Below are 18,638 nucleotides of genomic sequence, written 5' to 3'. Positions count from 1 at the left end.
GTTTTAATTCCTGTATGGTGCAATTGAAATAAACAGGCATTTTCTATTTTCTCGCGGAGGACACCGTTTTAATTCCTGTATGGTGCAATTGAAATCACAAATTTGTACCTCACACCGGCAAACAGCGTCGTTTTAATTCCTGTATGGTGCAATTGAAATGATTCAATCAAACAATGTCTGAAATAATTAAAACCTGTTTTAATTCCTGTATGGTGCAATTGAAATCTATCGCTAAAACTCTTTTTCCCATAGAAGAAAGGCGTTTTAATTCCTGTATGGTGCAATTGAAATCCGTCACAAATATAGGTTTTTCGGTTTGAATGTGAGAGGGTTACGAGAAAGCGAAACCCAATATTCAGACATTATAGTTGTCGATGTCCGATTCTATGAAAAACCAAGGGGTGTGACGACTGATATATTTTATTGATTATCAATCATTTCAAAGATCGCCAAGGGTTAATCATGACAAAAGGCTGGACGAATTTGTTCGAATCGACGCTTCAAAAGATAGATGAAGGGAACTGTATCGTGCTGTATTATAGGAATATATCTGTCGCAGCTCGCTCTTTGCCGATTATTTCTTTTTCCAACCAACGTTCTTGTCTGGAAGAAAATATGATCAGACTATCTTCCTCTTTTTCCATGATTCTGGCAGCTCTGTTCTTCAGTTCTAAGAGTTTGACTTCCGATATTTCCCCCTCGAACACAGAGTTCTGAATCCAATTCAGATACTTTCTGCACAGTTTTAGCATTTTGCCAACGCGCTTTTCCCCGATATCGTACACTAAAATAATATACATTACCAATACATCTTAAAGGGTTGATACTCTTCGATCCCAAGTATGTCTTTGGCTATTTTGTAGCATTCGAGCTTGACCAGGTGCCTGAAACTGACGGAGCGATTGAGCTTACGATGTCGAATCGTTTCAGAAAGTCTTTCTTCGAAGGCTTGTACGAAAAGCTTCTTTCCCGATGGATTTAGGATACATTTATTGAGTTGCTTGTCGAAGTGTTTGGCCTGTATGATTCGCTTGTTCATGACTTTGAAAATCGTGCGATCTACCAATATGGGCTTAAACACTTCCGATATATCCAAGCATAGAGAGTATCGCCTCTCTCCGGGCGTATGCAGGAAGCTGATCGTGGGATTCAGTTGGCTTTGATGGATTGCCTTCAGGCACAAGGTGTAGCACATCATATTGCCGAAAGAGATGAGTGCATTTACCTCATTTTGAGGGGGCTGTTTGCTCCGCGCCCCCATTTCGAAAGGATCGATAATAAGATTGAAAGCATCATAGTATGCTTGCCGGATATTGCCTTCGATACCCATAAGAGCCTCTATCGTTGTCGTTTCCTCCAGACGTGACGAATACTTGTCGATTAGCTCCATCATCGGTTGCATATCTTTTCCCCGATTGTTGTAGTAGGCTAAGTTTTTCTGCATGTTGAAGGCTGCACCTTCAATGAACTTTCTGGCCAGAAACAATCGTTTCTTCTTGTTCTTATACACCGAAGCCTGTGCCAGGAGCATCTTCCCTGATAGCAAGAAGTCGCGAGGCATAAAAGAACCGGTGTAATTTTCGTAATAATCGAAAAAATGGACTGCGATGTCGTTGCTTCCAAGGAAATTGTATAAGCTACTATTGGCCCTCAAAGAGCCAAACACATAGAAATCGCTAATTCCTTCAACGGGAATGTAGCGAGCTTGTCCTGCTTGTTCCTGTCCGTTTTCTCCCTCTTGGATCGGGACAAAGCGGATGGTATTGTCTTTTCGGGACAATTCGCCGGGGTTAAATAGATAATATGTCTTTTTCATTGCTCTTCTCCCGAGAAACAGAATTCGTAATAGCTACAGTTTTTGCAGATCCCCGAGTCGATAGCAGGAGGACAATCCTCGCGACTGATAATCTGTAGGATCTCCTGCTCGATCTCTCTGATCCGTTCGCGATCTATGTCAGAAAGAATCACTTCCTCCTTTTTTCGCAGAGTCGGATACTCCAATATCCCCGTTGCTCCCGATACCCCGTTGCGCTCTAATACATATAGATAATAAAGAAGTTGGAGCCTGTGGGCGAGCGATATTTTGTTGGACTTTTTGACCTCGTGAACCACTCTGTTTTTGGGGTCATAAAAGTCTATCTTGATGCCGTCCAACTCCAATTCTTGGTATCGCTCCGGTCGTTGCTGGTACGTTGTCTCATGGATCAATTTCCCCTCGTACACTAAATCAGATGTATGCTCCATCGTAATACCTGCAGAGAAAAGCCATAGCTTTCTCCGACAAACCTGATAATAGTTGAAGTGCGTACCTGATATTGTATTCATAGCTGATTAACCTGATATATTACAAGAACTCAAAGCTAGGTTCTTCGAGGACTGATTCAGAGAAAAACAGTCCTCTAACATTATTGTAGCATTTGGCATTTATTACTACCAATGTATAATCATCTTTGCCAATAATCACTTTTACTCGAGAACAAACGGTATCCCTCATACGCATAGCTTTTTTAATGACATAAATAGGGACATCTATCGCTACATCTGTTTCCCATCTTCTGAAATCCGAGTAATTCCGAAATGATTGTAATGGCCTTTTTATGTATATTCTACATCGTGGCATTATATTTCGGGCTCGCCAAAAATTTGTAGAGCCTATTTCCTCTTTAAGATGTTCCATTGGATTGATCAACCAATTCGCTTTGAACATCTCTCTCAAGCGATCTGCATTGTAGATCGCTTCTGTGGAGAATACTGTCTGATTAGCGTATACTTTGTTTAGCAATTGAACTAAATTATCCGCAGAATACATCCCTTTTTCTAATAGTTCATCCGTTTTGATTAATGCATCATTCGGCTCTAATTTTTGTGATGGGCCGACATTTTGATAATAAGGGGCTGGAAATAAATTTCCCTCGCGCATAGGTCTGATTATATATAAGTCTCCAATCTTTCTCGAAAACCGACACAGACGGCCACATCTTTGGGTCAATCGATCAATAGGACAAAGATCAGAAATCATTATATCTGCACTGATATTCACACTCATTTCTCCAATCTGTGTCAATATGGCAATCCCATTTGCTCGACCATTATCCCAAGCACTTCTTCCTAATCTAAGAAGCAATTGTGCTTCCTTTTCAATTTTATCTGTTTCAGTATACCTACTATGATAAAGTATTACATCTTCTTCATGACCATTCTCTAAAAACCATTGATAGTATTCTTGTGCTCTATCGACAGTATTTGCAAAAATAATCGCACTACCTCTATCAAGGCTTAATTGTAATAAGTCTTGCATTTGGCTTATTTCTGACACATCACGTTTCTCTATTAAAGAAAAACGTGCTCTCTCTATGTCTGATGTGTCTTCAAGTATGTCTTTAATACAATAGCCAATCTTCCGATATTCTTGTACTAAATTGTCCGGTAATGAGGCACTCATCAGCAATATTGGTACTTTCCAATATTTTAGAACCTCTAGTAATACTAATATATTAGCTTGTGTAAATTGATCATAGAAATCCGCCTCATCAATAACGAGACATGCATTTGCCAGTGCAAAAGTAATGGTCTGATGTTCTTCATCACAAAGAGTCAATGAAGAGAGGAGATGATCTATGGTGCATACCGTTATAGGGGTCTGTAGTAAGCGAGCTTGATTATGATAGTATCTTGCCTGCTCTAAAGCTATTTCCCCGTTGTCTATTTTGCTACTGAAATTCTGTGTCCATGCACTGGAATGATACAGGCCTGTAGAAGAAAGGGTCGAAGATACGTTTAGAGCCAGTGCATTTGATGTAAAACGAGTAGGCATAGCAATAATCAGGCGGTCTGCTTTTCTGTGTTTGATTTGAAGAGAAGCCCACAAGAGTGCTGCATCCGTTTTTCCGGCACCAGTGGGTGCTCGTACTAAAAGAAGTTCGTCTCTCCAATGCTTTTCTACCAGCTTTTGAACAGGTCTTTTTTCCCACTCTTTAGGAAAGGTATAGGAAAAAGCAACCGGATCGGGGACGTCTTTAGACTCTTCTTTTGCACTTGCTCTATGATCAGCTAATTGAAGCAAGCTTCGTGGTCCTGCAAATTCATATTGCTTGATTACAATGTCGGACAGAACGCTATTCCGATCATCAAAGAAGCAATTTGACAATCTTCTGATATCCTTCCATACAGAGCAAATGTCTTCATCACTGCTTAGCCATCGTTCTTCATGCTTCATGCTTAGCTTACGATGATGTGCAGCGATCGCAATCTTCAGCCAGGGTGGAGGGTTGTTATTGAGAAGCCCTTTTATTGAATAAAATTCATGTCGAACATGTGTTTGTCGTAAAAATTTCCCGGCCTCTTCTCTACATTCGATAGTGTAATCTTCGAAAGATCGATTTGGATGAATTTTCTTCCAAATAAGATATGCCTTATAGTCTTTTTTACAAGCATCTTGCCATATCTTATTTCTTTTTCCTAGGTCATGGTATTTACAAGCTAACTCCACTCGCTGCACAATCTGTTTGGCAGTGGTTTGGAAGTATTTTTCTTTTGTGCAACCAAGACCTTTTAGTAGCAATGCCCCCTCTTGAATTACGTTTTCGGCATGAACGTCCAACGTAATCCCGGAGGGCTTTGCTAAAATCGGCGATTCTTTATTGATCATCTTGTTGTTCTGCAAAGAGATTCTGAGCAGAAGTGGCCTTGTCTTTTCCTTTTTTAGACTTTTTCCCTTGAGGTTCTTTTTCCTTGCACTCGAAGGCTTCTGCAAAAGTTATTATCTCTTCGCCCTCTGCTAAATCGACAAGTGTTGCCCTATCAAGGTAATTCATCGCGTCACGATAAGCATCGGCTACGCTATAATCTGAAGTATCATCGCCTATAAAGTATTTTACTTGACACTCATCAAGTTCTTTGATAATGTTTGCCTGCTCCTTTTCACCTGCAGTATAGTACCGACAGGCTTTCCTGCTCAGTCTATCATCAAAAACGATCAATACTTTTTCTGGCTCACCACAAACTGCATTACGAGCTTGGTTGGCGTAGTCATTCATTATTCGAGTTGCCTCTAAGAATAGCTTCACCCTCCTCTTTTTCTCGTCGTCAGTGATATGTTTGAAGTACTTTGTTCCTAAATTTAATCCACCATTATAAACAAAAGATTTGCTGACACCAACAGATGTTATGTCAAGGAAGAAGTTCATATTCATCTTATCCTGTTCGCTGTATTCTCTTGTTGCTAATGCTTGTTTAGTATCAGAGTTTTTTGCAAGACGAATTCTCACCAAGAGGTCTCTTCCTACAGAACTTGTATCAAGAGCCGTGGCAGGTGTGACAGACAGAGGGGCGATTCTCCTATCAGAATAATCTTTCTTTTTCGTATGCATAAACCCACCAAGATCAGCACGCAAATCAACTTCAATCTTATTTGTAATGCCATCTCCATTAGATACAAATGTTGTCCCCTTTGCTTTATCCAAATGATTCAGTCTATCAATGGCCGAGAACAATACGTGTCTTTGCATTTGTCCCGATACATACACACGCCCATCCGGCCTGCGCTTAATTGAGCTCGCATTTCCGAAAAGTTTTTCACCGCCATTTGCCATGTGATTTTCAAAAGGAGCAACCATTGTTACTAAAATTCCTGCAATTTTTTTTGTTTCCATATATGAAGTATTATGTGTTTGTTAAGTCATCAATGTTTATATCAGATGGTATTGTGTCATCGCTTTTAACGCTGTTCAAATCTCGTTGTTTCTCCTCTCTGCGAATACGCATATATGCAATTAGAAGATTCTTTGCTACAGATAAATCTATTTCTCCCGTAATGGTCTTCTCCATGAAAAGCAATGCCTCTTTAGGAGCTTCATTCTTTGATAGTCTTCCTGCCAAGATAAGGATTTGAGCAATGAGTGCGTCCCCTCGCTTTGCCGCAAAAATACTGCTCTCCATCATTACTAAAAATTTAGCCTTTTCTTCAAAGATATTTCCTGGAGAGATTCTTGAATCGGCTTCTTCTTTTGCAGCGAAATATGCAACTTGGTTGAGCCAACTACCCAATGCTTGGGCAGATGCAATAACGTCAGGTTTTAATTTCTCCATTTTGGTAAAAAACATTTGAAATAATATTTTGATTTGATTTGGGTATTCTACTCTGAATCTAAAAAAGTCATCGAAAGCAGCCTTATTGAATGATTGCAAAAAACGATTAGCGAAAAAGTCAAATGGGGCATAATCGGGATCTTCTTTATTATTCTTTTGATTATCCCTTTTTCCTTTTTTATATAGCCGACTATGAAATAAGCTATCCACTATAGAGTGTAGTTTCCCTTCTTTGGCTAGATCTATTATATAATGATGAAAAGTAAATGGCATTGCATCGCCGTATGTAATCAGATACAAGGTTGCTCCTTTCAATGAATCTAGTACCTTTTGAGCAAGAGTTGAAAATTCTGCAAGCTTGGCAAATTCTCCTATAGCCCCTAACAAAGCAATTGCTCCCATTCTGTCGCTTTGTGGTGAATTAGGAAAATTTCCTCTAAAGATTTTCGGGCATTGAAAAACCCCTTTATTATCTATGCTTCCTAACATTGCCTCTCCAGACAAGTGAGTCATTTGCATTTTGTCAAGGAGAGCTATGAAATCGACCATTTGGTTGAGTGGAATATCAGGGATAATGCAAAAATTATTTTTCCCTACTTGCAACGCAGGTTTTAAGGGCGTTAGTGTAGTAATCATTCCATATGCTTGTTCTTCCACAGATATTCTTGCAGAGCCTCGTCCGATAATATCATTTTCGCCAAAAGTCAGGTATTCTCCTGCAATTGGGATATTAGACTTACTCACTTTACCGTTCTTTTTGTCTATTCTAAGTAAGTGTTCCCGTTCATTGTCCTTCCCTAAATAATCTATTTCAAGAAATTCAGACGTTTTCGCCCAAACATTTGAGGCTTGTTGTTCATCTTTTGTTATAATATGTGGAGATAGAAATACTCCCTTCTTTTTGTTTTCATCTTTTCTTTTGACAAAAGAGAAACGGATCTTTGATTCTGAAAAGTTAGATTGTTGAGGTTCAACCCTAAAAGCAGAAAGCCCTTTTTGAATACTGAATCTCAATTTTTTTGGAGTTATCTTTTCCCTCTCCGACAATTCATTGTCATACAGGGTTATTGCGCATCCGTATCGGATATAAAAATGCTTTGTATTCATGAGTTTTCTACAAGGTAAAGTGTAACCCAACCTTCGCTGTTGCCCAAATACCCTATGTTTTGTGAAGAGAGGGTTTTTGACAACAAATCAACCAGTTGAGGATCCATTTTAATCACACATTCATAGCTTCCTTCAAAAAAAAGATATTCCCTATTTGTAGGAGTGGTATAGAAGAAAGATATTCTATCTATATTGTCTTTCAGAAATTTTTCTTTTTCTTGCGGAGACCTCTCTTTTTCACACATAAACCTATATTTTTCTACGACTAGCGTATAGTCAATGTTTTGAGTGCCTCCGGAATGAACTTTCCCCGAATCTTGCCTCCTAAAAGCACGTTTCCATAAATCGTTATAAAAAAACGGGCTATCGGTGGAAACAATACGAACACTATCTAACTCGAAGAAATCGGATAATAATGGTATGAAGGTCGAGCGAATAGTGGGGGAGATGCATTCTTTTTTTCTTATACTCATTATCTCTTTTGTTATTACTTCTCGATCTTTACGACTAAGATGCCATCCCAAAATATTCTCGAACAAACCGCAAAGAATATGCTTGTCAGGGTACAAAAGTGCTTTGTAGTATGATCCGGGAAGTTCACTTACCATAGAAATTGGAGAGTGAGGCTCAATGTGGAGTGCTATCAATGCAGATAAATCCGGGTCTTTCCCCAGTATGGATAGATCTATATTTTTCATATTATATTTCATTTTATGGCACCGAAGCCGATGCCGGTCGAGTTGCCGATGCCTGCATTCCATGCGAACAGCTTGGTCTCGGCATTCCCTATTATGCGGATGGGACACCAACTGGCTTTGTTTTTCACTCCCCGGTAATCGATAAGCATCACCTTGGCTTTCCCCTGATCCGGGACAAAGGATGCCGTGGCAGTAGGGTCATCGACTCCTACCGCCTGAAGTTTTTTGCGAAGATTTTCTGTCAGTAGGGCATTGGCTGCTTCGTCCGTATAGACTATATGGTCGAACCCATTGTCCTTGCGCCAACGCTTCAGCAGGATAGGGCTGGCAGGAAAGAAAATTTCGCGATCGGTCATGTCGGGATCTTCGATAACGGTCACTTCCCGGACGCAGAGGCTTTTGAACATTGCGGGATCTCGACGGATCCCTGTCAGCATGCGTCTGATAAGCTCCGGATCATGAGCACTGACAAACATATTGGCCCAATCGGTAAAGAGAATACTGTTGAGTTCTGACACGAGTTTGCCCCCATTGAGACGGGAAAATGAGTAGGAGATGCTTTTGCCGTGCATATCGTTTTCTCCGAGCCATTTTTGAAGAGTGCCGACGAGCAAATGTTGGTGAGAAAAAGAGACTAAAGAATCGTCTGCCTGGATAGTTAGTTCTATTCGCATGGGTTATAGGTTATAATACATTTAATGGCCTAAAGTTACTATAAAAGCTGTAATCAACACATATTTTTTATGCTTATTTGCGAGGAAATCGGATATATAGGATCCATAGCTACGGGCAATTTTGAGAAAACCACACTGAAAAAGAGAGAGGGGGCGAGGGCAGGGGTATAGAATACGAACCGAAAACGCTCCGATTGTGGCGCGTGTTTTCCGGAAAAGCGGCGCGAGATTTTTTTCGCTGTGGCGCGGGAAGTGAAAAAATCTCGCGCCACAGCGAAAATTTTCTCGAACCACATTTTTTTGGGCGTAAACACGAAAAAAATGAGTTCGTGAATGAACCGGATATAACGAGGTGTGTCCTATCGTTTTGTACGAACCTTTAGCGGGAGATCAAGACAGCCGTTGCAAGTCTGTCTTTCAGGTATTTCATCTTGAGAATAGAGAGGGGATAATATCCTCTTTCGGAGTGTTCGATAAGAGGGCGATTCGAGCCGGTTGGATCACAAGCTGCTATGATTGGAGTTGCTTCGGTCTTGAGATCATGTCAGCAGAGCCCCGAATAGAGCCGATCATGTATAAGAGGCTTATCCCAAGCCGGATACCCTGAGGTGAAACTCGTATCTGATTACGATGGAAAGGGATGGTTATTAACGCGATAGCATATCCTTCATCACCGATTGCAGCATCACTTTGGCCGCTATGGTGCGTTGCTCGGCAAGAGGGGCTTCGTGTCCATAGACAATCTTGTCGCCGGCAAAATCGTAGATAGTAGTTCCTTGGGAAGTGGCCAAGCCGACTAAACCGGGGAAAGAGAAATAAGCGAAATGGGGACTACTGCTCCGAAAAACATCTTTGGAGAATACGAATTCATCATGAGCAAGCCCTAATTGGGCCAGCAGCGTAGCAGGCAGATCGGACTGCGATACTACTTCTTCGAAGCGTATCGGTCGCAAGATGGCTCCTCCTGTCCACAACATCACGATCCCATATCGGCCGGGCTGGTCGGGCATAGCTTGGTCGGCAGGATAGGGGTAGCCATGATCGGAAACGGCTATGATGAGTGTATTTTTCCATTCAGGAGACTGCTGCATGCTGCGGACATAGTCGCCAAAACAGCTGTCCGTATAGAAGACGCTATTGAGATACGGATCCGGATGATGCAGAGAAGGGACATCGAACGGCTCATGGCTGGAAAGTGTGAGGAAGCTGTAGAAGTAAGGTTTTTTTTCTTTCTCCAATCGCCGACAATCATCCAATAGGCGTGGAAAGCTGATATGATCCGGCGTACCCCATTTGCTCAACCTCGTTTTGATCGGGAAGCTGCTGACGTCGGTTACCTCGTCATATCCTGTGGCATATAGGTAGCTACGGACATTTGTAAAGTCAGCATCTCCTCCGTACAGATGGTGGGTGCTATAGCCGGCGGCACGCAATGAAGCAGCTATGCCCGGCAGGTTGCGCACCTTATTGGGGTATTTGATGATGGACGAATTCGGCTGCGAAGGGTAGCCGCTGAGTGTGGCCACTGTGCCTCTGTCCGTTCGAAAGCTGCTTGCGAAGGTTCGGCTAAAGAGGATCCCATTCTGTGCCAGCGAATCGATGCAGGGTGTATGCCCCGGGCTACCACCGAGGCATCCCACGGCATTAGCCGAGAAGCTTTCCAGCAGGATCAGTACGATGTTCGGCCTGTCTGTACTCAGTATCCTCTCTGTGCTGTCAGAGGCCGATTCTCTTACTTCGCTTCCGTCCGAACAGCCGTATAGACGAAGTTGCTCGAGGGCTTTGTTACAGTCTTCTTCTGACAAGAATTGATAGTTCGAATAGTCTTCTTCGCTATGCATGCAGGCATATAGAAAACTGAAAACAGGATTGACGGCAGCCTGATTGTGTAGCTGCTTGGGACTGTGGAAGACGGATCCGACATTGAGCGTAGCCACTCCCACTCCTCCTCTGATCAGGAGGAATAGGAAACCTCCACCCAGAATCGGTTTCCATATGCCGGCGATATGCAGTTGTGCAGGTACTTTTGTCGGAAAGTACCTGCGATGAAATCGATGTAGAACGAAAGCCGGTATGCAAACGAATACAACCGTGACCAAGAGACCGATCAAGAGTTGTGGTGCTGTGGCACTGGCCATGGCTTCCTGTGGCTGGCGGAGGTAGAAAAGGGGAGTGGCATCAAGTCGGAAACCCCAATACCCGAAAAGTACCAGATCCACGGTATAGATCAGTCCGACAAAAAAGCTTATGAGTGTGTAATAATGCTTAAGGATTTGTCTCAGTATTCGCCCGATTTTCTTTTCTCCCCGGCCGGCAATGGTATTAATGCCGGCGAACAATAGGGGGAGTACTGTCAGGTAAGCTGCTACGGCTGTATCATGCCTAAGCCCGTGTAGGAAAATGGCCGCAATATCTCCGCCGGAAGTGCCTATTCCGGCAAGCTGACCGGAGTAGACGAGCAGAAATACGACTTTCTGAAAGAGGAAATAGAGCAGAAATAGGACAAATACTCCTATTACGTAGCAGAAACCTCTTCTTTTCGGAAATAAAAGCTCTCCTCGATCGAGCAACGTCTTCATATGTCAGGCTGTCGGACGCTTTCCGCGCAAGAAGAAGGGGCGTGCCATCGCACACACAATCCCCAGCAGGAGCAGTGCCAAGGCTGTCTTGGCTATAGCTTCTGTGATGTGCAGGCTCTTCGGGTCGAAACGAAATTCTATTTTATGACGACCGGCAGGCACCTCCAGAGCACGTAGTACGTAGTTGGCACGAATGATCGGAGCAGCTTGGCCATCGATAGTCGCTGTCCAGCCATGAGGATAGTATATTTCGGAAAATACGCCCAGCATGGGTTGTGTGCTCACAGCTTCGTACACCTGTCTGTTCGGGGCGTACTCTTTCAGACTTATAGAGGCAGTGCTGTCGGTCAGAGTCGGTAGCCTTTTGAGTGATTCGGAAGAGAATCGCTCGTCCACCACAGCCACGTCACGCGTCAGTCGATTGCTGTCCAAAGCCATCATCTCCTCATTGGCATTTCCTACCCAGCGGATACTGCCGGCCGGCCATGCCGGACCGTAAGCGTCCGGATTCAACATGGGAGTAGGCCGGTTGTTTTCTCCGGGGGCGATGATATACTTGGTGTTGAGCATATTGATTACTTCTTGATTGCCTTTGCTCAGCTGGTGTTCGATCAAATCCTGATAGCGCTGGAGTTTGGCAGCGTGGTACCCACCTATGCTCCGGTGCCAGCGGCTCGTGGTGGCATCACTGTAGGTGTCCACGGTAAGATTCAGAACGCGGTGCCCGAGCGACTTGTCTGCAAGGATTTGCTTGTCTGCCTCTGTCAGAGGTGCAGCACGTTGGCTGACGAGTTCGGGATCGATAAAATGCTCGTCGTTCAGGTAGCGTTTGTCCACCGTCCATAGATCGACAAGCGTGATCACGGCAAAAGATACCAGTAGTGCAGTTGCCTTGAGTTTCTTTTGGAAGAAGAGCCACAGCAGGATACCGCATACAGCCAATATGCCGAAGCTACGCCATGCATCGGCCGATAATATGCCGGAGCGAATATCCACGAGGGCAGTCTTGATAGCTGCTGCTTCAGGATGACCTGCAGCCTCTCGGAACATAGCTTCCTCCTGTCCGCTCAGCAAACCGAGCAGGGAGGGCACAAGGGCAAAAAGAAGAGATGTCCCAAGGGTCAGAAGTGTAGCTGCAATCCAAGCAGTACGCTCGCGCTTAAGGAGAGGCTTTCCCTCTTTGATTATCTCCACCAAAGCCATAACGGCCAAAGCCGGAATCGTAAATTCGGCAATGACAAGGATGGACGATACCGTGCGAAACTTATCGTACAGAGGAAAATGGTCGATGAAGAAGCTCGTCAGCCACATCATATTGTGCCCCCAAGAGAGTAGAATAGACAGGATGGTGGCAGCCAGCAAAGCCCACTTGACAGGCCCTTTGACGATAAAACAACCCAGGACAAAGAGAAAGAGAACGAAAGCTCCTACGTATACAGGCCCTGCCGTGAAAGGCTGGTCACCCCAATAGCGATTCATCCGTCCTATCGACTGAGCATAGGCCGGATTCACAGTGTTCATGGCCTTCTCGTCATAACCCAAATAGCCTGAGGCTCCCCCCTTGACATCAGGAATGAGAAGCGACCATGTCTCGCCTATACCGTAGCTCCACTGCGTGATATAGGCCTTGTCCAGCCCGCTTTTATTCTCATGCGTCGCTTGATCCGTAGGTGCTCCACTCTGCTTGAGTGTCAGTTCGCTACCTCCACGCATGGTCTCTTTGCCGTATTGGTAGGTGTGGAAAAGGTTGGTGCTATTCACAGCTACACCCACCAATCCTGCAATGACGACCACTGCCGAGGAAAGGAGGAAGTGTCGGATTCGTTTTGTTCGAATTGCTTCTGCCAGAAATGCCAACACCAAGAAAAACATGACGAACAGGAAGTAATAGCTCATCTGCACATGATTGGCCAGGACTTGCAGGGCTGTGAAAAAAGCCATCACGCTACCCCCTGCCAACCACTTCCTATTGTAAATCCAGATCATACCGGCAAGTGTGGGAGGGATGAAACACAGGGCTGTCAGCTTCCATATATGTCCGGCCATAATCAGAATCAGGAAATAGGAAGAAAAGGCCCATGCGATGGAGCCTATGAGTGCCGGCAATATCCTGATACGGAGCGATCTAAGAAAAAGGAAGAATCCTCCCATCATGGCAAAAAGCATCCAGGCATAGGTGCCCAATAGATAGAAAGGCTTGCGCAGGGTCAGAACATCCTGTATGGTTTGGAGCGTATGGGTAGAGGGATAGCTTGGCGAAATCTGATACATGGGCATCCCTCCGAAGAGACTGTTGGTCCAATAGGAGCGTTCTCCTGTCTGCGTCTCCCAATCGCGCACATCCTGAGCCGTACCACTGGCTCCGGCCACGTCGCCCTGGAACAGTACACGCCCGTCGAATGTGGCCGGATAGAAATAGGCCAAAGCGAGGGCTATGAAAAGGAGTATGACCGCAGCATAAGGCAGGATTTTGCGCCAATCAGGCTTTCTCCCCTTTGTCGTGGATGCAGTCCCGGCTGTCTCAGCACCGGCTGTAGGCTTTTCGTTTTGTTTCATGATGTCGTTTGTTTTTCGGTTACAAAGTTAAAAAACCATATGATTGGCTCAGCCTACAATCAATTACAGCTCTGAGTATTGCGCAGAGAAGTATCCTCTTGCACATCGACATTGTGTGCAAGAGGTGAAAAATATGAAGAAACCAACCCTTCGAGCCGGGCTCGTCTTTCTATTCTATATACATATCTGAGGACAAGGCGAAGCCATTGAGGAAAGAGGCTGCATCCATTTGCTTTTTGCCGGGCATTTGGAGAGAGAGTATGCGTACCACCCCTTTGCGCGTCATCACATCGAGGTTTTTCTTATCCCATATGATGGTGCCGAATCGGCCTCTGTGGCGAGGTTCGCGTTCGATAACTCGGGTGCGGTAGATTTTCAGAACGATGGATTCCATCCCCGGCCTGTGGAGCTTGGTCCAAGCCGTAGGAACAGGCGATATGCTACGGATGAAATTGTGTACCTCCTCAGCCGGTTTATTCCAGTCGATACGACAGTCGTCCTTGAAAATCTTCGGAGCCGGTCGAGCATCGGCATAGCCCGGAAGCTGTTCTTGCGGCGTAGAGATGGGTTCCCCATCAAGGAACAAACTCACTGTGCGTACCAATACGGAGGCTCCGAGAGTAGCCATGCGCTCGTATAATTCGCCGAAAGTTTCTTCATCTCCAATCGAGAGTTTCTCTTGTAGAAGCACTTCACCCGTATCAATTTCGTGCCGGAGCCGAAAAGTGGTCACCCCCGTTTCGGTCTCTCCGTGGCGTATAGCATAATTAATGGGAGCCGCTCCGCGATATTGGGGAAGGAGGGAGCCGTGCAGATTGATTGTTCCCATGGATGGCATTTGCCATACGGAGCGAGGAAGCATACGGAAAGCCACTACGATTTGCAAGTGCGGCTGATAAGTCCGTAGTTCATCGAGAAAAGTCTCTTCGTTCAGATTGACCGGCTGGAGAATAGGCAAACCTAATTCCTGTGCACAGATTTTGACCGCACTGGGACTCACCTTGTGCCCTCGGCCCATAGGCTTGTCCGGCATAGTAACCACAGCTTTGACTTGGTATCCATTCTCGACCAATGCTCGCAGCGGCGGAACAGCAAAATCGGCCGTTCCCATAAAAATCAATCGTAATTCTTCTTTCTTCATCTGATCGGCCGGGCTACTTTAATGTACCGCCCTTCTTGCAATAGTACTAATTTAATCCCTATGCCCCAAGCAAATCGTACAAAGCCAAACTCTTCATCCTCTCTCATTTTGAAAAAGTCTCATAATACGGGTAATCAAATAGACATAACAACCTTTCTTATTTCCTGAGAAATTACGGTTCGAAGATCAGCCGCGAAAATCAATTAGGCAGAAAGGTTCGCACAATCTCCGTCATATCGCGATGAAACCGAATGAGAGCATCACGAAACGGGATTAGTATGCTACAGTAGCATAAAAGGCAAAAAGGCTACCCGAAATATGATTTTCGAGACAGCCTCTTTGTTTTAGCTGTTGGGAAAAGCGTTTGCTTTATCTCACTTGTATTTTGGATAGGTGGGGTTTATTACCCACATCGAAGCGTACGGCATAGAAGCCTGTTTGGGCGGTATATTCCAATCGGTCGGACGCCACTGCTACAGTACGCCCGCTGATATCATACAGCGTAATCACACCATTTGTCTCAGCTATGATCTTCTTGCCTTCTACTCGCAACGTGTAAGGCACTTGACCTTCTACATTGTTCAACGAGCTATTGGTCACGGTCACGGTTACAGCTACCTTCGGAGATACGCCATCGGGATACTTTACTTCTACTTCGTAAATGTATGTGCCGTTAGCCACGCCGGTCTCTACATAATGAGTCTCGACTGTATTGCCGATCAAAGTTCCATTCTTATAGACATTGTAGCTGACTGCTTTTTCTTTCGCCGGCTCTTCTGCTTTTTCTTCCACACCGTCCCAATCCAAAGAAACTTCGTCATTGGAAGCGGTTCCGGTCAGATTGGTAACCGGTTTGAAGTCCTTCACTTCTACGTCCACGCATACTTTGTCTGATACGCCTTCCTGATACTGTACCTCTACGCAGTAAGTATGTTCGCCGGCAGGAACATCTTCGTCAATAAATGTAGGCTCAGTAAGTCCGGAAGCGATCTTCACACCATCGCGATAGACCGTGTAGGTATAAGAACGGACAGCCTGATCTACAATCTCTTCAGCACTGGCGGCTTCCAACGGAGCCTCTACCTCTGACTCTCCAATTTCAACATCCTCAGCCGGCACAACGAAAGCCAATGACTCCGCTTCTTCGCTTGGAATAGCATCTTGAGCTGCCGACTGTAATGGAAGGATGAGCATCGGCACAACCAAACAAAGCAGTGAGCAGACTCTCTTGAAGTAGTTCTGTTTCATAGTAATTCTCTTTTGTGTGTAAGTTTATTTTCTTGCTAACCTCCCACTCTTAACAGGGTGACATACAAAGATAAAAATATATTTCTTCTAAAAAGAATTCTTCAGCCCAAGACTTTGAGTGGACATGCAGAAATGAATGTCCACTCAAAGGATCTCTGTTTTACTTGCCTTTGTAATACTTCATTGCCTCGGGCATATATTGACGAATGGCGGCAATACGATTGGCATCGCTCGGGTGCGTGCTCAGAAACTCTACCTGTCCGCTCCCCTGGGCTGCCATCTTCTGCCAAAAAGTAATGGCAGCATTCGGGTTATAACCGGCCATCGCCATGAAGACAAGCCCCATTTTGTCGGCTTCATATTCTTGCTTCCGATTATACGGTAGAGCAACCAGCACCTGCGACCCAACGCCATAAGCCTGACCGATAATTGTCTGCAAAGCGGCCGACTTATTGGAGGCAGCAGCACCCAACAGATTGCCCCCCATCTGACGCAAGTATTCCTGGCTGATACGTTCGTTGGAATGCCTTGCCACAGCATGGCTGACTTCATGGCTAATCACTGTGGCCAACTCGGCATCCGAGCCAACCAACTTGAGCAGTCCGGTATAGACCACAATCTTTCCACCCGGCATACAGAAAGCATTCACAGCCTTGTCTTCCACGACATTGAATTCCCATTTCATCTGTGAGGCCATGTCTCCCAATCCGTTTTGCTTCAGATAGTGCATCGTGGCAGCTGCCACCTTTTGTCCCACTCGTCGCACCTGTGCCGTGGATGTCGCATTCTTGGAGATTTTCACCTTGCTGAGAAACTGCTTGTACTGCAAGGCACTGGAGGACAGGATCTCCGAGTCCTGTACCAGCATGATCTGAGTGCGTCCCGTGATCGGCACGGTGCTGCATCCGGCCAATAGGAGGCCTAAGACACAGGCTAAAATCACATTCATTATTTTCATAAGATCTTCTTTTTTTGTTCGTTACTATTACTATTTCATTAGTTACGAGCCAAAGATACAAGGAGTTGTGAACAAACAGCAATACTCCGGCAAACAGGTCAAATAAGTGAAAGCTCCATGATCTTCCATTTCTTCTTCCAATCGGCTCTTTCGGTTGTAGCATATTCAAGTATTTTACAATGAGTCTGCTGTGGTGCCAAAAATCCATTTGCCTACAAGAAATACGTATATTTGCGTGGTATGAAACAGTATTTGGATCTGCTTCGCCGCATCCTCGACGAGGGAGTACGGAAAGAAGACCGCACGGGTACGGGTACGATCAGCGTATTCGGCCATCAGATGTGCTTTGACCTTGAAGAGGGATTTCCCCTGCTTACGACCAAGCGATTGCACTTGAAGTCCATTATATACGAACTGCTTTGGTTCCTCCGAGGTGACACGAATGTGCACTACTTGCAGGAGCATGGCGTACGTATTTGGAACGAATGGGCTGACGAGAACGGCGATTTGGGGCCTATATATGGCTACCAGTGGCGCAGTTGGCCGGACTATCGGGGAGGGCATATAGACCAAATGCAGGAGGTACTGCGCCAGCTGCGCGAGGAACCGGACAGCCGACGCATTATCGTATGCTCGTGGAATGTAGGCCAGCTTGCCGATATGCATCTGCCTCCATGCCACTGTTTCATGCAGTTCTATGTCGCTGACGGCCGGCTGAGCCTGCAACTCTATCAGCGCAGTGCCGATTCTTTTCTGGGCATACCGTTCAACATAGCTTCGTATGCCCTGCTGCTACAGATGATCACTCATGTCACAGGGCTGAAACCCGGACGATTCGTACATACATTGGGCGATGCCCATATCTATCTCAACCACCTCGAACAGGTACAGCTACAACTGAGTCGTGAGCCGAGAGCATTGCCCCGAATGATTCTCAATCCGGATGTATCCGATCTCTTCGACTTCCGGTACGAAGACTTCCGACTCGAAGGGTATGATCCGCATCCGCACATTGCGGGCGTTGTAGCAGTCTGACGGAATGTTTTCCACCGATATTCAGTTTTCCCTCACCTATCCAATATGATTTCAATCGTCGTTGCCATAGCCGAGAATGGGGCTATCGGATACAAAAATGACCTCCTCTGGCATCTGCCGGCCGATCTGAAGCGATTCAAGGAAACGACCACAGGACACAGCATTATCATGGGCAGCCACACATTCCGCTCCCTGCCCAAAGGAGCTTTGCCCAACAGACGCAATATCGTCCTAAGCAGGACGCAGCAGGATTTTCCCGGAGCCGAATGGGCAGCCTCGCCCGAAGCGGCACTGGAGCTGGTGGGCAATGAGGAAGAGGCCTTTGTCATCGGCGGAGCACAAGTATATGAGCAGATGCTACCCTACACGGACAAAATCTATCTGACACGCGTGCATGCCGACTTTCCCGAAGCTGACACTTTTTTCCCGGAATTAGACATGAGCGAATGGGTGGAGCTGAGCCGCACGGAATATCCGGCCGACGAGAAAAACCGATATGCCACCACCCTGCTGGAGCTTATCCGCGATTATTGATATGGAGACTCCCCTCCCTCT

Annotated in this window: 17 protein-coding genes and 1 CRISPR repeat array; of the genes, 3 read left to right on the top strand and 14 right to left on the bottom strand. The window is 45.3% G+C overall.

The annotated features are described in order from the left end of the window. A CRISPR array of direct repeats spans positions 1 to 291; the repeat unit is 30 nt; unit sequence GTTTTAATTCCTGTATGGTGCAATTGAAAT. A gap of 245 nt (positions 292 to 536) precedes the next feature. The 9 genes from cas2 to F452_RS10670 form a co-directional block, all read right to left on the bottom strand. Further along, positions 537 to 800 (bottom strand): CRISPR-associated endonuclease Cas2, encoded by a 264-nt coding sequence (gene cas2, locus F452_RS0103020; protein ID WP_018964772.1) that lies wholly within the window; start codon positions 798 to 800, stop codon positions 537 to 539. Continuing rightward, the gene (gene cas1b / locus F452_RS0103015; protein ID WP_018964771.1) at positions 800 to 1,816 is read right to left on the bottom strand and encodes a type I-B CRISPR-associated endonuclease Cas1b; all 1,017 of its coding nucleotides are present in this window, start codon (positions 1,814 to 1,816) and stop codon (positions 800 to 802) included. Before cas1b ends, cas2 begins: the two co-directional genes overlap by 1 nt. Continuing rightward, a complete protein-coding gene (cas4, locus tag F452_RS0103010; RefSeq protein ID WP_018964770.1) occupies positions 1,813 to 2,325 on the bottom strand; it encodes a CRISPR-associated protein Cas4 in 513 nt (170 codons plus the stop codon). The genes cas1b and cas4 overlap by 4 nt, the downstream gene beginning before the upstream one ends. Before the next feature lie 19 nt (positions 2,326 to 2,344). Further along, positions 2,345 to 4,648 carry a CRISPR-associated helicase/endonuclease Cas3 gene (locus F452_RS0103005; RefSeq protein ID WP_018964769.1) on the bottom strand — a complete coding sequence of 768 codons (2,304 nt, stop codon included), beginning with the start codon at positions 4,646 to 4,648 and terminating at the stop codon, positions 2,345 to 2,347. After that, positions 4,638 to 5,651, bottom strand: a complete 1,014-nt coding sequence (gene cas7p / locus F452_RS0103000; protein WP_018964768.1) for a type I-PGING CRISPR-associated protein Cas7/Csp1 — start codon at positions 5,649 to 5,651, stop codon at positions 4,638 to 4,640. Before cas7p ends, F452_RS0103005 begins: the two co-directional genes overlap by 11 nt. 10 nt (positions 5,652 to 5,661) lie before the next feature. Beyond that, positions 5,662 to 7,194: a type I-PGING CRISPR-associated protein Cas8c/Csp2 gene (cas8c, locus tag F452_RS0102995; RefSeq protein WP_018964767.1), complete on the bottom strand. Its 1,533-nt coding sequence runs from the start codon at positions 7,192 to 7,194 to the stop codon at positions 5,662 to 5,664. Continuing rightward, positions 7,191 to 7,892: a type I-PGING CRISPR-associated protein Cas5p gene (gene cas5p, locus F452_RS0102990; RefSeq protein WP_235317543.1), complete on the bottom strand. Its 702-nt coding sequence runs from the start codon at positions 7,890 to 7,892 to the stop codon at positions 7,191 to 7,193. Before cas5p ends, cas8c begins: the two co-directional genes overlap by 4 nt. A gap of 8 nt (positions 7,893 to 7,900) precedes the next feature. Further along, on the bottom strand, positions 7,901 to 8,464 hold the full coding sequence (gene cas6, locus F452_RS0102985) for a CRISPR-associated endoribonuclease Cas6 (protein WP_235314619.1): 564 nt from the start codon (positions 8,462 to 8,464) through the stop codon (positions 7,901 to 7,903). A gap of 155 nt (positions 8,465 to 8,619) precedes the next feature. Then, positions 8,620 to 8,838, bottom strand: a complete 219-nt coding sequence (locus F452_RS10670; RefSeq protein WP_369684653.1) for a DUF1661 domain-containing protein — start codon at positions 8,836 to 8,838, stop codon at positions 8,620 to 8,622. Between F452_RS10670 and F452_RS13220 the strand changes: the two genes are divergently transcribed. Continuing rightward, a complete protein-coding gene (locus F452_RS13220; protein WP_394358153.1) occupies positions 8,807 to 8,899 on the top strand; it encodes a DUF1661 domain-containing protein in 93 nt (30 codons plus the stop codon). The two genes, F452_RS10670 and F452_RS13220, sit on opposite strands and share 32 nt — an antisense overlap. A gap of 314 nt (positions 8,900 to 9,213) precedes the next feature. Here F452_RS13220 and F452_RS0102975 read toward each other — a convergent pair whose 3' ends face one another. The 5 genes from F452_RS0102975 to F452_RS0102950 all read right to left on the bottom strand — a co-directional run bounded on the left by F452_RS0102975 (position 9,214) and on the right by F452_RS0102950 (position 17,048). After that, complete coding sequence (locus F452_RS0102975; protein ID WP_018964763.1) at positions 9,214 to 11,145, bottom strand: LTA synthase family protein; 1,932 nt, start codon at positions 11,143 to 11,145, stop codon at positions 9,214 to 9,216. Between the two features lie 3 nt (positions 11,146 to 11,148). Beyond that, positions 11,149 to 13,701, bottom strand: a complete 2,553-nt coding sequence (locus tag F452_RS0102970; protein WP_018964762.1) for a glycosyltransferase family protein — start codon at positions 13,699 to 13,701, stop codon at positions 11,149 to 11,151. Positions 13,702 to 13,870: 169 nt separating this feature from the next. Continuing rightward, positions 13,871 to 14,842: a methionyl-tRNA formyltransferase gene (gene fmt, locus F452_RS0102965; protein WP_018964761.1), complete on the bottom strand. Its 972-nt coding sequence runs from the start codon at positions 14,840 to 14,842 to the stop codon at positions 13,871 to 13,873. A gap of 369 nt (positions 14,843 to 15,211) precedes the next feature. Then, complete coding sequence (locus F452_RS0102955; RefSeq protein ID WP_026292140.1) at positions 15,212 to 16,090, bottom strand: hypothetical protein; 879 nt, start codon at positions 16,088 to 16,090, stop codon at positions 15,212 to 15,214. A 160-nt stretch (positions 16,091 to 16,250) separates the two neighbouring features. Next, positions 16,251 to 17,048, bottom strand: a complete 798-nt coding sequence (locus tag F452_RS0102950) for a M48 family metallopeptidase (RefSeq protein WP_026292139.1) — start codon at positions 17,046 to 17,048, stop codon at positions 16,251 to 16,253. Between the two features lie 240 nt (positions 17,049 to 17,288). On the opposite strand from F452_RS0102950, the gene F452_RS0102945 reads away from it, so the two are divergent. Both F452_RS0102945 and F452_RS0102940 read left to right on the top strand, forming a co-directional pair. Then, the gene (locus F452_RS0102945; RefSeq protein WP_018964757.1) at positions 17,289 to 18,083 is read left to right on the top strand and encodes a thymidylate synthase; all 795 of its coding nucleotides are present in this window, start codon (positions 17,289 to 17,291) and stop codon (positions 18,081 to 18,083) included. 45 nt (positions 18,084 to 18,128) lie between these two features. Continuing rightward, positions 18,129 to 18,617, top strand: coding sequence for a dihydrofolate reductase (locus F452_RS0102940; RefSeq protein WP_018964756.1), 489 nt, complete (start codon positions 18,129 to 18,131; stop codon positions 18,615 to 18,617). The last annotated feature ends 21 nt before the right edge of the window (positions 18,618 to 18,638 follow it).

Source organism: Porphyromonas gulae DSM 15663 (assembly GCF_000378065.1).
GTDB lineage: Bacteria > Bacteroidota > Bacteroidia > Bacteroidales > Porphyromonadaceae > Porphyromonas > Porphyromonas gulae.
This window is presented reverse-complemented; position numbering and strand designations above follow the sequence as displayed.